A 14,828-nucleotide genomic window follows, 5' to 3' on the forward strand; every position below is an offset into this window, starting at 1 on the left:
TTGGTCTTTTGTTACACGAACGCCTAACAGGCTTGTTTGCTATTGGCTAGCAACTTTCGAGTAGGCCTTGCATTTGGTCTGTGGATAAAAGCTTTCGCTGTTGTACGAGTTCCACAAAAGATACCTTAAGTTGATTGGATTCGTTGATCAGTTCACTGGTGAGTTTATAGCCGAGCAGGGGATTAAATAGCGTTGCTAGTGCATGTGACTGGCGTAAGTTTTTCTCGCACTGATCAGTATTTGCCTCGATGTGATCGACGCATTTTTCGCGTAGCAATTGGCAGCCAATCAGCAACCTATCCATCGCTGTGAAAAGGCATTCCGCCATTAGCGGCTCGAATGCATTCAGTTGTAATTGCGCCTGCTCCGCCGCCATGCAAACGGCATGGTCTTTACCGATAACATCGAAAGCAATTTGATTGATGGTTTCTGGAATCACGGGATTTACCTTGCCAGGCATGATGGAAGAGCCTGGCTGCATTTTAGGTAAATGAATTTCGTTGAAGCCGCAGTGTGGACCAGAGCTTAATAAGCGAAGATCATTGGCTATTTTCGACAAATTTATTGCCAGTCGTTTCAGTGTCGAGGATACGTCTACTAAGTCGCCGGTATCCCAGCTGGCCTGCAGGAGGTCATTGCTGTGTTTAAGGTTTAGGCCGGTCAATATGCGGAGATTCCCGAGTGCATGTGCACGAAAATCTGGGCTGGCGTTAATACCTGTACCGATGGCTGTACCTCCTAGGTTGACATTTAATAAGTGAGTGGTGGTGGTTGTAATGCGATTTTCGCATTGCTGTAAACTTTGTCCGAAGGCAGTAAATTCTTGCCCCAGTGTCATCGGCACAGCATCCTGCATTTGGGTGCGGCCAACTTTCGCAATATGGGAAAAAGCTTGGCCTTTTTTCAAGAAGCTTTGAACCAATTCGCTTAGCTCTGAGGTGAGTGTTTGGCTTTGGTAATACAGCGCTAAGCGCAGCGCCGTAGGGTAGACGTCATTGGTTGATTGGCCACAGTTTACGTGGTCGTTTGGGTGCAAATATTGGTATTCGCCTTTGTTGTGGCCAAGTAATTCTAAGCCTCTATTGGCCACTACTTCATTGACATTCATGTTAGTGGATGTTCCAGCACCGCCTTGCAATAGGCTAACTGGAAATTGATCGTGCCATTGGCCTTGGATAATTTCCTCGCAGGCATTGCTTATTGCTCGCGCTAAATGTGGCGCTAAATCGGCTGTTTGTGCATTCGCCTGGGCGCAGGCGATTTTGATTTGTGCCATGGCCGTTAAGAGCCGCGGAAATGCAGACAGCGGCTTGCCCAATTGGGAAAAGTTTTCCAGTGCTCGTTGGGTTTGCACACCGTAGTAAACGTAGCTGTCGATAGCTCGTGAACCAATGGAGTCCATTTCTAGGCGGGTATTGTTCATATGGGGTGCTCGCAGTAGGCAGATGAGCGCCATTGTGCGCTGGTGCTGCGCCGTGTCATCTAGGCTGGCGCATATTTGAAGCAGAGAGGGAGCTGGGTGTAAAAGTGCCTTCTGGCAGCTAACGCAGCGACTTACAGATTTGCGACACACTTGTACAAGCAGGTGCGACATGAAGCGCCTGATCTGCATTGCCACGATCGCATAAGTGGCTGATTTTAAAAACTATTTTTCTATCCCAATCAGGCTTCTGGCGGCTGCGCGCCGGATTGAACCTAGGTCAACATTGCCGTAAAACTAATAGCCATTAACAACTCGTGAGACCACCCATGCGCTTTCAAACTTTATTAACACCGTTTTCGACGGCCTTAACGAGGGTTGCAGCGCGCTATTGCCTCAGTGAGTGGTTTGACGAGTAACGCTTCCCTGTGTGTCCTTTTTGAGCCCGTTCGCGGGCAATTTTTCCGCTGATTTTTTGACAAAACCAATAATGAATAGAGTGTGCATCATGCCAAATAAAACCTTGTTATTTCGTTCCATTCGGGCCGCTTTGGGTCTTACTGCTGTGCTAGCGGTTAACGCCGGCGCACAAACCCCAGAGACGCTAGACTCACTGGAAGAAATCTTCGTAACCGGCACTAACATTAAAGGCCTTGATTTAGAAGGCGCGGTTCAGGCAGTACAAATAAACCGCGAAGATATCGTCGCCAGCGGTGCCAATTCGCTGAGCGACCTGTTTGACGAAATCTCCATCACAGGCGGCGGCACAGGTACTTTTACCACTGAGGGCTCAGGACCACAGTCTGGTCAGTCACCTGTAGGTGCTTCCGGTATCTCTCTGCGTGGTTTAGGTACCGGCTCCACCTTGACTTTGGTTAACGGTCGCCGCGTCAGTGTTAGCTCATTTGCTAAAGGCAGTGAGTCTTTTGTTGATACTAACAGCATTCCCCTGGCAGCCATTGAGCGTGTTGAAATTTTGCCCAGTGGCTCTTCCGCACTTTATGGTGCCGATGCCGTTGCGGGTGTTGTGAATTTAATTTTGCGCGAAGATTTTGACGGCTTTGAAGTCGATGTGAATTATGGCGATTCATGGGCAGATACGGATGATGGTCGTTTCAATATTAACGCCGTTTGGGGTCACACCACCGATAACACCAACACCTTAGTGGTGGTAGATTATTACAAGCGCAACGCCACCTTTGAGCGCGACCGCGAAGAGACTGCGCAGTCTAAGCGCCCAAGTTTAGATGGTATCTATCCTTCATTTAATGATGGTTACTGGATGGGTCCGCACCCTGTATTTGGTGGCTTGGGTGATGTGATCGAGTCTGGCTGTGCAACACCGGCTGATGGTGAGTTTGGTGAATACTGCGCATTAAATCAGAACGGGTTTTACAGTTCGGAAGGTGACCTAGAGGCCTTGGGCGCAACAGCACAGTTTAGCGTTAATCTGTCTGAGAATTTAACCTGGTTCAATGAATTGATGGTACAAGATAACCATTCAAATGGTGTGTCTTCGCCTAAATCGTTTAATTTACCGGTGAGTGCATTTCACCCAGGTTGGAATCAGGATGCTGATCTTGCGGCAGGCATTATTGCCTCCGCCGATGACGGTGGTTTTGGTTCTTTCCCAAGCGATACGGTAGCAGATGTTATTTTGTCTGCGGGCGATGATTACATGACCGCCTATGGCTCTTTTCCCGACGCCCGTGCAGTTGAGGTAGATACCCAGTCTTACCGTATTGTTTCAGGTTTGCGCGGTGAAATTAATGACTGGAGCTGGGAAACCGCGCTGTCTTATGGCAATAGCCAATCGACCCAAAACGCCACCGATGGTTTCTATGTGCGCGAGCTAGTCACCAACGCGCTATTGGGCAACTTATGTACTGATGGCAGTTTAGTGGATCAATATGCAGTGGATATTGCCAACCGCGATTATACTTACAATGGCAATAGTGCCTGTGAAGACAGTGGTAAAACCACGCTATGGTACAGCCCCTTTGGCGGCCAAGCGAACCAGCAAGTGGATGCAGACTTCTTCCGCACTACGGCCACTCGAGAGGGTGAGTCGGAGTTGACAGCGATTGATGCGAAAATTTCCGGCGCCTTGTTTACACTGCCAGCGGGTGCTGTAAGCGCGGCATTTGGTGCGGAATATCGTGAGGAATCGGCACAGGACACACCGTCGTCAATTGCCTTAGCCACCGATCTAAACGATGACCCAGTGATGGGATTTTCTGCGACGCAAGTGCAATACGATCGCGAATTGTTCGCCGCCTTCGCCGAATTTTACGTGCCTATCACAGAGCAATTCGAAGTGCAGTTGGCGGCGCGTTTCGATGACTACAGTGACTTTGGTTCAAGCACCAATCCAAAGGTTGGCTTGCGCTATCAGCCGATGGACGAGCTGACTTTCCGTGCCAACTGGTCAACCTCTTTCCGTGCACCAAGCTTGGCGCAAGCCGGCCAAGGAACAACGCTGACAAGTTACACCGCTTTCTGTGATGAGAACCCTGGTTTTTCCAATACAGAGTTCGGTGATTTGTGTGATGGCGCGACTAAGTCGCAAAGTTTAAACACCGAAGTGGTAGCGAATGCAGGATTAGAGCCAGAGACCGCGGAAACTTGGTCGGTCGGTATGTTGTTGCGCCCAACGGATAATATTGAAATCAACCTTGATTACTGGAATATCGAATATGAAGATCTAGTAAAGCTTGAGGAAAATGATTATATCGCGCAAACCATTAATGGCACTAACGACGGCCAAGTTGTGCAGTCTACAGATTTCGCCGATTTGCCAACTGGCACGCCAGGTATTTTGGTGGATCCGGTAACTGGTGAGTTGTTGGATGCGCATTTCCAACTAGTTAACGCAGGTTATCAAAAGACCGACGGTGTCGATCTTTCCTACACCCAGTACATCGATTCCGATGTAGGTAGCTTCACCTTAACCTGGGATGCCTCATACTTAAGTAACTTTGAAGAGAAAGTATCGGACGCGACTAAGATCGAAAACTGGGCTGGCGAATTCCGCTTCCCACGGTTGAAATCTAACGCTGCGGTTTCCTGGCGCAACGACGGCTGGCGCGCGCGCTTGTCGGCTAACTATGTTCACAGCTACCGCGATGATTTGCGCGATGTACGCGCAGAAACCCTCGATAACTATGGCTTAACGAAAGACGATGAAGTGACTATACCGTCGGTAACTTTGTTTAATGCCAACATCGGCTACGTGTTTAACAATGACTCTTACTTACAGCTAAGTGTGAAGAACTTGCTAGATAAGCGTGCGCCAGATGTGTTTGGTTCTTCGTCAAATGTTGATTACAGCAACCACTCCATTATGGGTCGCTTTGCCACACTGCGTTATAACTACGTGTTTTAATGGTCGTCTACAATTAATGGCACTTAGAAATGGTTAGGTGCTGAGGTTAATCGACTCGATTAATTAGCTTGTTATACAACGAAAGAGGTTGGCTCGCCCTTAGTAGGGTTTTAACCTGCTAAGGGCGTTCATGTTTATGCAAAATTCAAAAATACAGGAAGAGTTGACCCCAAAAACCGCCGCCCCGGTAGCTATCAGCATGCCTGATACTTGGCTAATCTTAATGGTGATTGCCTTGGTGGCTTGGGGTTTAGGTTGGTTGATCCCCGGTGGCTATTTCACCGAAGCGCTCATGATCGATGGTCGCAGTGTCATTGTGCCCGAGTCCTTCGTCCAGTTGCCTGAAGCGCAGGGCTTGCCCTTGTTTGCAGAGGGTGGCGCTATGGGGCTTTTAAATACCTTATTTGAAGGTTTGGTTGCCGGTGATAAGTGGGGTTCCGCCATTGGCGTTTTCGCCTTCATCTTAATCACCGGTGGTGCCTTTGGTGTGGTATTTGCCACCGGCGCCGTTGACGCCGGTATTGGTAAATTGGTTGGCACAGAAACCAAGTCCACGGCTTGGCTTTTGCCGACCTTGTTCTTGTTATTTTCTCTCGGCGGTGCTGTATTTGGCATGGGTGAAGAGGCAATCCCGTTTACCTTGATGCTAGCGCCGGTGCTAGTGCGATTGGGCTATGACGGCTTGTCAGCGGTTGTGGTGACTTACCTTGCCACTCAAGTGGGTTTTGCGACCTCGTGGATGAATCCGTTTGGGGTCGCAATTGCGCAGGGTATTGCCGGCGTGCCCTTGCTATCTGGCGCACAAGTACGCTTGGCGATATGGCTATTTTTCACAGCGCTGGGCATGGTGTGGATCTGGCGTTATGGCCGGCAATTAAAAAATGGTGTGCCCTCGCTGAGCGCGCAAACTGACACGCGTTTGGTGGCGTGCGATAACGACAACACTATCGCCACATTCGAGCGCGGCCACTGCCTCATTTTAGCGGTTTTATGTGCCGGTATTTTTTGGATGATTTGGGGCGTAACTGTGCGCCAATACTATTTGCCAGAAATTGCCAGCCAATTTTTTTGTATGGGTTTAGCCGCTGCTGTTGTTGGCGTCTGGTTTAAGTTAAATGCGATGACCGCCAATAGCGCTATCGCAGCCTTTCGGCACGGTGCGGCGCAACTATTACCCGCCGCTATGGTGGTGGCCTTTGCCAAAGGTATTGTGCTACTGCTCGGTGGCGATGATCCAAATCAACCTAGTTTACTCAACACTTTGTTGTTTTACGCCGCAGGTGCCTTAGGCGAGCTGCCCTCGACGCTGACAGCTTGGGGTATGTATGTTTTTCAGAGTGTATTTAACTTCTTTGTGACATCGGGATCAGGTCAAGCCGCGTTGACAATGCCGATCATGTCGCCATTATCAGATCTATTAGGCGTTACTCGGCAAACTGCTGTATTGGCGTTTCAGTTGGGCGATGGCCTGACTAATATCTTAATACCTACCAGTGCGGCGTTAATGGGATGTTTAGGCGCGGCGCAGATAGAGTGGTTAGTTTGGATTAAATTTATTTGGCGTTTCTTTCTAGTCATTTTTTGCGTCGCAAGCCTTTGCGTGATTGGCGCCAGTTTGACGGGTTTCTAAGGGTTTTGGTTATGTTGTTAATAAAAAATGCGCAGGTATTCGCGCCCCAGGCCTTAGGTAATGTCGATCTGCTAATTGCCGGCGGAAAAATAGTGGCTATGGAAAAGCAGCTCAATGTCAGCGGCTTTAAGCTTGACGAGTATGACGCCGCAGGTCAGTGGCTGGTGCCCGGCTTTGTTGATTCCTTGGTGCATATCACTGGCGGTGGCGGCGAGGGCGGCTTTGCCACGCGTACGCCTGAGCTCAACGCCGTTGACGCGATCAAAGCAGGTGTTACCACAATGGTCGGGGTGTTAGGTACAGATGCGACTTGTCGCAGTCTCGGCGAGTTGTTTGGTAAAACGCAAGCGCTGAATGCTATTGGACTGCATTGTTACATGCATAGCGGCAGCTACCAATTGCCGGTACAAACCTTAACGGGCGATTTGCGCAAAGATATTATGTTGATTGAACCTGTAATCGGCGTAGGTGAAATTGCTATTGCCGATCATCGCGGTTCGCAACCTTCGTGGCGCGAACTGGCGAGGGTTGCTAGCGACGCTAGAGTTGCAGGCATGCTTTCAGGAAAGTCCGGCGTCGTAAGTATCCATGTTGGTGAAGATGAATCGGCGCTTGATGTATTACATGAAGTTGTGACTAATACGGCGCTACCGATTAGTCAGTTTTATCCCACACACATGGGTCGCAGTGACAGTTTAATTGCAAAAGGTGCGGCCTTTGCGCGTCTAGGTGGCTACCTTGATTTCACCACCAGTACCACCGACGACATTCTTGCCATGGGTGAGCGCCGCGCCAGTGAGTCAGTGCAGATTGCATTAGAAAAAGGTGTGCCGCTATCGCAAATGACGTTTTCATCAGACGCGCAAGGCTCGCTGCCGCATTTCAACGCAGCGGGTCAGCTAGATGGACTTGAAGTGGGCGGTATTGGTAGTCTTTGGGAAGAAGTGGCGCTTCTCATTGAGGCTAAGGTGTTAAGCGTTTCCGACGCTTTAAAGCTGATTACCGAAAACCCGGCGCGCATTCTTGGACTTGCACAGGGCAAAATTGCGCTCAATGGTGGCGCCGACTTCGCCATTATAGATTCCGAGCGGATGGCGGTGTCTGGCCTTGTCAGCCAAGGTAAATGGTTAATGCGCGATAGTAAAATTCTGGCCAAGTCTATGTTTGATCGCTAACCGATGACCAGCCAGCACTTGCCCATCAGCGTTTTGCTTTACGAGCTGGCTGACAGCTCGGGGATGGCGCGCGAGGTCATGTTACAGGCTTTGGAAACAGCGAATCGCGTGTTGGATAAACAAATATTTTCTATTGCGCAGAGCCGCGACCACAATGCGTTGCGTATGTTTTCGGGCCAGGTTGTTGTGCTCATCGGTTCAATGCTCTGGCCCAAGCGCGCGCACCAAAATGTCGACCTGAATGAATTAGTTCTACTGCAGATTAAGCGCAATGTTCATGTAATGGCGTTGGGCAATGCAGTGGTACATTTAGCCGCGAGTGGTGCATTGGATAATAAGCGGGTCTCTGCACATTGGCAGTTACTGGATAGCTTGCGCATTAAATTTCCAGCGCTTAATCCGAGCGCGGCGCTATTTGAGTGGGCGCCACCCTTAACCACCTGTGCCGGTGAGTTGGCTAGTTTGCATTTAGCCTTGCATTGGATTCGCTTGCTGTGTGGCGCTGGCATCGCAACGCAAGTGGCCGATTGGCTGCAGTGCGATAAAATTCGCCAGGGTAACGAACGGCAAAAAGTTCCCCTACAGACCCATTTAGGCTCTCAGGAGCCAAAGTTGCTAGAGGGCGTACTGCTTATGGAAGCCAATATAGAGGAGCCTCTGGCGACCAGTGAAATTGCCGATTATTTAGGCATCTCACGACGTCAGTTGGAGCGCTTATTCAAAAAATATTTACAAGAAGTGCCTTCGCGCTACTATTTGAATCTTCGTTTAGATGCTGCAAAAAAACTATTGCTAGAGAGCAATCTTTCAATTGTGGAAATCGGTTCTCGCTGTGGCTTCTCTTCGGGGCCACATTTTAGTACCGCTTATCGACAGCGCTTTCAGCAGACGCCGCGCGAGGAGCGCAGTCAATTCTTGAACTCGGTGGATTAAATAATGCGATTTCTATTTTTCTTTGTAGTCTTAATGCTGTCGTTTTCGTTTGGCTCAATGGCGTTAGCCGGAGGAAAATTATTGATCGTCGGCGGTGCTTTAGAAAGCTCCAATGCGCAAGTTTACAGCGCTTTTATCGATGCAATTCCGGCGCAAGCGAAAATTGCCATTGTCCCAGCGGCTTCGGGTCGTCCAACGCTTTATGCGGAGAAATTTCGTAAGGATTTGAATCGCTACGGCGTTACCAATGAGCGGATAGTGATTCTTCCTCTCGCGCTCGTCGATGATCGTTCAACGGAAGTGGACGAAAGCAAGTGGCAAGACAACGCTTATTCTACTGATTTACTTGCATCGCTAGCGGGGGTGCAAGGTTTTTGGTTTGTAGGAGGAGATCAAACCCGGATAACGCAACTTCTAATGCGCGATGGTGAAGAAAGCCCGCTACTGAGATTCATTCGGGACAAGCTACAATCCGGTGCGATTGTTGGTGGTACTAGCGCTGGTGCGGCAATGATGAGTCATCAAATGATTGCCGGTGGCGATAGTATTAGCGCACTTTTGACATCGCCCGCCGAGGCTTATACCGGCATGGAGAGTCAGGAGTTAGGCCAATTATATTGGCAGCCAGGATTGAATTTATTGCCCGGCATCTTGGTGGATCAACACTTTGATCGCAAGGCGCGTTTGGGCCGGCTAGCCGTTGCAATGTGTAGGCTAAAGCAAGGCTACGGGCTTGGAGTGGACGAGGATACCGCGGCTTTCGTTGATCTGGAAAAGCAAAGCCTACGCGTATTGGGGCGCGGCAACGTGATTTGGCTTGAGGCTGCTACTGGCGGTTGTAACCTGCGTGGGGATTCGCTCGAACAAGCGGGTGTCGCAACTGAGGTTATTCGTCAGTTCTCGCTATCGGTCATGGCAGCCGGAGATAGTTGGCAATGGAGCCGTAAACTATTTAAATCCAGTGACGGCAAGCAGAAAACTGTTGGCCAAGAAGCCTTTGCCGGTGGCGTGCATTCCGGTGGTGGATTTGCACTGGCGAATGCGAGATTGGACCAAAGTTTGGGTTTTGATTTGTTGGATAACAGTGATACCAAGCAACTTGATCGATTCACGCTGGCTCGATTTCAAAACCATGATTACTTAATTCGCTATCAATTTAAGCAATCCCCCAAAAGCGAAGGCTATTGGGGCTATCTCGATGGAACTAAAGACAGTTACTCTGCTGTTAATGTCATTTTCTCTGTCGAACTGCGTCGTTTATCAGAAAGGCTTATTCCATGATGTATGTGCGACCGTGTCTACTTTCGGATTTAGAAGCTTTAGAGCAGTTGGCCTACGATAGTCCGGTGGGCTTAACATCATTGCCGGAGGATCGCGATCGCCTGATAAGGCGATTGCAGTGCAGTGTGGAATCATTCGCCAAAGAGGTGATTGAGCCTGCTGACGAGGAGTATCTATTTGCGCTAATCGATGCTGACACAGATAGGGTAGTGGGTGTTAGCGGCATTCTAGCTTGCGCTGGAAAGCATGAACCCTATTTCAATTTTCGGCTGGACAAGCACTACGTATTTTCGCCAAATTTAAATCAGCGCCATGTGCAAGATCGCCTCATTCTCTGCGCCGATAACAATGGCAAATCGGTATTTAGTGGTTTTTTTATAGCCGATAAATTTAGCACTAAAACCAGCATAAATTTACTGGCTCAAGCCAGAATTCTCTACATGTCCAGCTACCCAGAGCGGTTCTGTGATGAGGTTGTAGTGGAGTTTGTTGGGGTAACCAATAATCAAGCAGAGTCACCGTTTTGGAATGCCCTGGGTAAAGCTTTTTTTGCCATGGAGTACGATCAAGCAGAGCATTATTGTGGTACTTTGAGTAAATCCTTTGTTGGAGAGTTGATGCCGCCACAACCTATCTATACGGCATTGTTATCGCGCGATGCGCAGGCCGTTATCGGCCGCCATGATAAATGCTTTGATGACTTGCTGGCGGCTGCTTTGTCGGAAGGTTTTAGCAATACACCCTATGTCGATGTGTTTGATGCGGGCCCCTGCTTTTCATGCAAAAAGCAAGAATTAAAAAGCTTCAGAAGCAGTTCAGTTGACGGCGCTAATGTGGGTGAAAACTATTTGATTTGCGGTGGGGACGGTTTGGCTTTTCGCTGTCAGTTAATCGATAAAAATACCGGTCTTGATCATGTCCCTGCAGCGAATCGCCGTTATCTGGTTCAGGAGTCTTTGCGTTGAATATTCGCCCTGTACAAATTTCAGATATATCGGATCTGCAAGAGTTTATGCCGAGGGCGAGCTGTGTCTTCGGCTCGCAATTAGCCCGTACATGGCAGATAGAAAACCAGGTTAAGGAGTCTGTGACTGCTTTTTTGTACGGGGAAGGCGAGTCTGCTTCAAATTACATATTCGTGGCCTATGAGAACGCTCAGCTCATGGGGATGCTCGAATTACATACGCTCATTGGTTACGGTATTAACTGTTTAAGCTACAGTCGTTCTAAGGCATTGCATCGGTCCGATATGTTGTCCGTATGTCACGAGCAGCAGGTGATCACGCTTGATCAGGGATTGCTAGGTCAGCACTCTCTGGCGCTATGTGTTGTGGCAAATGGAAGGGAAAGCTTAGCGAAGGATTTGATCTCGGCGGCACTTGGTTTTTTAGCGTCGGGCCAGGATAAGTTTTCCGGTCATATCTGTGTTAGCTTACCAGTAAGCAGTGGCGAGCATTTTTGGCGCGTTACTGGCTTGCCCTTAACTGGCATATCTTACCAAGACTGCAATCACCATCATGCTGAGCTATTACCTCAAACTCCGCTTTATGAATGCTTCCTGGACGGTGCTTTGTTGACGGCTGACAGCAATGATGCGCTGCATGAGCCGTTAGCGATTTGGCTGAGGCAGCAAGGATTTATCGATAGCGCTAGACTATCCGTCTTTGATGGCGGCCCGATATTGACCCGTTTGTTGGGTTAGATCTATTCTTTTTTTGATAGCCAGCGCTCAATGTTTTCGGCCGTTGATGGTCGGCAAAAGAGATAGCCTTGGCCGAAATTACAGGCATTGTCGTGCAGGAACTTTTGTTGTTCTCGAGTCTCGACGCCCTCTGCGATGACCTCTAGGTCTAGGCTGTGACCCATCGCGATAATTGCTTTTGTTATTGCCATATCATGTGTGTTTTTTGGTATGTCAATGACGAAGGACTTATCTATTTTGAGTCGCCTAATGGGTAGCGATTTTAAGTAGGATAGTGACGAGTAGCCAGTGCCGAAGTCGTCGATGGCTACCTCTATGCCCATGTTTTTCAATTCTTTTATGAGCTTGATGGCTTTTTCAATATCTTCCATCATGAAGTTTTCGGTTATTTCAATTTCTAAGTATTGTCCTGGAATTTGATGTTGCTCAAGTGCGTTTGACAGGGTTCTTAGTAAGTCACCTTGGCGTAATTCCGCGCCTGAAATGTTAATGCCAATTCTGGGAACGGCGATATTTCTATCGAGCCATTGACGGATTTGCGCACAAGACCGATTGATTACCCATTCGCCAATTTTGACAATCAGGCCACTTTCCTCCGCTAGGGGGATGAACAAATCAGGCGGGATCATGCCTTTGATCGGATGAATCCATCGAATTAACGCTTCCATGCCGATAAGCTCTTCCGAGGCCAGATGAAACTGGGGTTGGTACCAAAGCTGCATTTCGTTCTGCGCTATTGCTCGGTGTAGCTCGGATTCCATTTCGGTCTTTTTACGCGCAGCATCGGTAAATCGCTGGGTATAAAAGGTAAAGCCGTCTCTGCCTTTTTGCTTGACCTGATACATGGCTGTATCTGCATTTCTCAGTAGTTCGGATGGGCTAGTGCCATCTGTCGGGTAGATGCTGATGCCGATGCTGGTGGTGGTGTAAAAATCACTGTTATGTAACGCAAAGGGTTTTCGAATCTCTTGTAGAATTTTTTCCGCGACCAAGGCAGGAGCGTTAGGGTCGGTTAAATTTTCTAACAAAACAACGAACTCGTCACCGCCAAGCCGCGCGACCGTATCTTCGTTGCGCACGCAAATTTTTAGGCGTGCGGCCACCTGTTTTAACAGAGAGTCACCGGTGTGATGCCCCATGCTGTCGTTGATGTTTTTAAATCTATCTATATCTAAAAACAAAAGGGCTATAGCGTTCTTGTTTCTGTGAGCGTGAACCAATGCGCGCCCCATTCTTGCTTGTAGCATCAGTCTGTTTGGCAAGCCTGTTAGGGCATCGTGATGCGCCATATGATCGAGTTTTTCCTCTGAGCGTTTAAGTACAGAAATATCTGAAAAAACTGCGACGTAGTGGCTGACATTGTTATTGTCATCCTTAACTGCACTGATATTTAACCACTCGGGTACTAATGAACCATCCTTGCGCTTATTCCATATCTCGCCTTTCCAGTTGCCACTTTTTTCAAGCTCGTTCCACATGGACCGATAGAAGGCTGGTGCCTGTCGACCAGAATTGAGTAACCTAACGTGCCGACCGATTACATCTTCTCGGCCAAAACCTGTCACGTCTTCGAAGCCTTGGTTGACATCAATGATATAGCCCTTGGGGTTAGCAATAATGACACCCTCGGCAGTGTTTTTGAAAACCGTGGCCGCGAGTTTCAATCTTTCCTCTAGTTCACGTCGTTCAGTAATGTCTTCATGGGTGCCAACGAGACGCCTAACTCTATTTTCTAAGCTCACTTCAACGATTTTGCCTCTGGCTCTTATCCATTGATAAGAGCCAGCCATATTTTGAACCCGAAATTCTACATCGAGTACCGCTGAGTCGCCGCGAATGATTGATTTGTAGGCGTGATTTCTCCTGCCGACATCTTTCGGATGAATTTTCTCGTTCCAGTGTTGAATAGGTTGGGGGCTTGGATCGGGAGGATAGCCAAGCATGTCGAAAAACTGATTGCTTGCGGTCCACAAACCAGTTTCCAAATCCCAATCCCAGACGCCCTCTTTGGTGGCTTCAAGCGCCATTTGTAACTGATGTTGAACTCTCGTGAGCGCTTTTTGCTCGTTGTATTGAGATGTAATGTTTCGCACCAGCACAATGAATTCATCATAGCCGGTAATATTTCGAAGTCTGGCTTCGAACCTTGTGTTGCCCGTGGGCAAGTCAAGCTCGTATTCATAGCGAAGAAGTTTTCCGGATGCCTTCTGCTCTTGGAGCTTTGCCGAAAACATGTCTCCCAAGTGTTTAGGTAGAACGTCTTGCATACGCTTACCTAAAAATTCACTCGGAGGCCGGTAAAGATCAGCTTCCTCCTGCGCTTTATAATCCAAAATAGTGCCGTCTGCACCGAGACGAAAAAATAGATCGGGGAGTGACTGGAAAATAGCCTCTAGCTCACTCTCGTGTTGAGCGCGCGCCTGTTTGGCCTCCTTAAGTTCGTCAACCGCCCTTGAAATTCCGAAAGTTCCCAAGACGATGCCATTTGATTTTAAAGGGCCTTTAGTTGTTAAGTAGGTTGAAACACCCAGCCTATTTGCAATGGATTCTTCGAAAATTTCTAGCTCGTCTTGTCGAATAATTTGTGCATCTAGTTGCATGGCCTTGTGTGCCAAAGCTGGGGTGGTTAGCGACAGATCTGTTGCGTCAATAATTGTATGCAACGGCCGACCGATGGCATGAGCATAGGCTTCATTGGCAAACAGATAGCGGCCATGCACATCTTTAATATAGATGGCATCGTTACTTGTGCTCACCAGCGCTTGCAGTAGTTCCAGCAGCGTGTCTGCCGATAATCTATTTGATAGCACGGCTGAAGGTGCGGCACAGGCCTGTGTTTGTAGCGCCGCAAGTTTAGACAAGGGGTGCGTGAGAGGTAAGTTGTGTTCGGCAAGCAGCGTGCGGACTTGGTGCAGGCTAAGTGAACTAGGGTGGGGGCCGTCGACAGATAAATACAATGCGCCAGTTTCCAAAAACAGGGCACAGGCATCGGCAAGCGTTTGTTTATCACTAATATGGGGCGTTGAAGCAGTCATCGTGAGTAAGCCACAGGCATCCTGTCCATTTTGCCGAACATCATCCATTTAAGCATAGACCGGCATTGGGCTGGTTGCTTAACTAGAGCGCCGTTAGACGCGCGAATGGGTGAGTTTCTACGATGAGATCACACCGGTAGGCGTGCAAAAAAGAGAATTTAGTTATAACTGGTGTTGATAAATTCCTTTGTTGTTATAAGTAGGTTTGTACAGGGAAGTCTACACCCGAGTTTTATAAAGTTAGGCGCGACGTTTAAGGTCTCGTGA

9 protein-coding genes are annotated in these 14,828 nt (G+C 48.6%); 7 read left to right on the plus strand and 2 right to left on the minus strand.

Annotated features, from left to right (window positions below):
* Positions 1-46: 46 nt before the first annotated feature.
* The gene (locus tag ACGHTT_RS01205; protein ID WP_390593010.1) at positions 47-1,423 is read right to left on the minus strand and encodes an aspartate ammonia-lyase; all 1,377 of its coding nucleotides are present in this window, start codon (positions 1,421-1,423) and stop codon (positions 47-49) included.
* Positions 1,424-1,928: 505 nt separating this feature from the next.
* Here ACGHTT_RS01205 and ACGHTT_RS01210 point away from each other — a divergent pair.
* The 7 genes from ACGHTT_RS01210 to ACGHTT_RS01240 all read left to right on the plus strand — a co-directional run bounded on the left by ACGHTT_RS01210 (position 1,929) and on the right by ACGHTT_RS01240 (position 11,526).
* Positions 1,929-4,805: a TonB-dependent receptor plug domain-containing protein gene (locus ACGHTT_RS01210; protein ID WP_390593012.1), complete on the plus strand. Its 2,877-nt coding sequence runs from the start codon at positions 1,929-1,931 to the stop codon at positions 4,803-4,805.
* Positions 4,806-4,941: 136 nt separating this feature from the next.
* Positions 4,942-6,435 carry a putative basic amino acid antiporter YfcC gene (gene yfcC / locus ACGHTT_RS01215; protein WP_390593013.1) on the plus strand — a complete coding sequence of 498 codons (1,494 nt, stop codon included), beginning with the start codon at positions 4,942-4,944 and terminating at the stop codon, positions 6,433-6,435.
* Positions 6,436-6,446: 11 nt separating this feature from the next.
* A complete protein-coding gene (iadA, locus tag ACGHTT_RS01220) occupies positions 6,447-7,610 on the plus strand; it encodes a beta-aspartyl-peptidase (protein WP_390593014.1) in 1,164 nt (387 codons plus the stop codon).
* 3 nt (positions 7,611-7,613) lie between these two features.
* Complete coding sequence (locus tag ACGHTT_RS01225) at positions 7,614-8,543, plus strand: GlxA family transcriptional regulator (protein WP_390593015.1); 930 nt, start codon at positions 7,614-7,616, stop codon at positions 8,541-8,543.
* Between the two features lie 3 nt (positions 8,544-8,546).
* Complete coding sequence (locus ACGHTT_RS01230) at positions 8,547-9,824, plus strand: cyanophycinase (RefSeq protein WP_390593017.1); 1,278 nt, start codon at positions 8,547-8,549, stop codon at positions 9,822-9,824.
* Entirely contained in the window at positions 9,821-10,789 is a 969-nt protein-coding gene (locus tag ACGHTT_RS01235; protein ID WP_390593019.1) for an arginine N-succinyltransferase, read from the plus strand. The genes ACGHTT_RS01230 and ACGHTT_RS01235 overlap by 4 nt, the downstream gene beginning before the upstream one ends.
* On the plus strand, positions 10,786-11,526 hold the full coding sequence (locus ACGHTT_RS01240) for an arginine N-succinyltransferase (RefSeq protein ID WP_390593021.1): 741 nt from the start codon (positions 10,786-10,788) through the stop codon (positions 11,524-11,526). The genes ACGHTT_RS01235 and ACGHTT_RS01240 overlap by 4 nt, the downstream gene beginning before the upstream one ends.
* 2 nt (positions 11,527-11,528) lie before the next feature.
* Here the strand turns inward: ACGHTT_RS01240 and ACGHTT_RS01245 are convergent, their stop codons facing one another.
* The gene (locus ACGHTT_RS01245; protein WP_390593022.1) at positions 11,529-14,609 is read right to left on the minus strand and encodes an EAL domain-containing protein; all 3,081 of its coding nucleotides are present in this window, start codon (positions 14,607-14,609) and stop codon (positions 11,529-11,531) included.
* Positions 14,610-14,828 lie beyond the last annotated feature (219 nt).

The organism is Simiduia litorea, assembly GCF_042853465.1.
In the GTDB taxonomy this organism is placed as follows: domain Bacteria; phylum Pseudomonadota; class Gammaproteobacteria; order Pseudomonadales; family Cellvibrionaceae; genus Simiduia; species Simiduia litorea.

Excerpts from the sequence above, each read along its gene's own strand:
- ACGHTT_RS01245 (WP_390593022.1), bottom strand. The coding sequence starts at position 14,609 with ATGGATGATGTTCGGCAAAATGGACAGGATGCCTGTGGCTTACTCACG.
- ACGHTT_RS01225 (WP_390593015.1), top strand. The coding sequence starts at position 7,614 with ATGACCAGCCAGCACTTGCCCATCAGCGTTTTGCTTTACGAGCTGGCT.
- ACGHTT_RS01230 (WP_390593017.1), top strand. The coding sequence starts at position 8,547 with ATGCGATTTCTATTTTTCTTTGTAGTCTTAATGCTGTCGTTTTCGTTT.
- ACGHTT_RS01235 (WP_390593019.1), top strand. The coding sequence starts at position 9,821 with ATGATGTATGTGCGACCGTGTCTACTTTCGGATTTAGAAGCTTTAGAG.
- ACGHTT_RS01205 (WP_390593010.1), bottom strand. The coding sequence starts at position 1,423 with ATGAACAATACCCGCCTAGAAATGGACTCCATTGGTTCACGAGCTATC.
- iadA (WP_390593014.1), top strand. The coding sequence starts at position 6,447 with ATGTTGTTAATAAAAAATGCGCAGGTATTCGCGCCCCAGGCCTTAGGT.
- ACGHTT_RS01210 (WP_390593012.1), top strand. The coding sequence starts at position 1,929 with ATGCCAAATAAAACCTTGTTATTTCGTTCCATTCGGGCCGCTTTGGGT.
- yfcC (WP_390593013.1), top strand. The coding sequence starts at position 4,942 with ATGCAAAATTCAAAAATACAGGAAGAGTTGACCCCAAAAACCGCCGCC.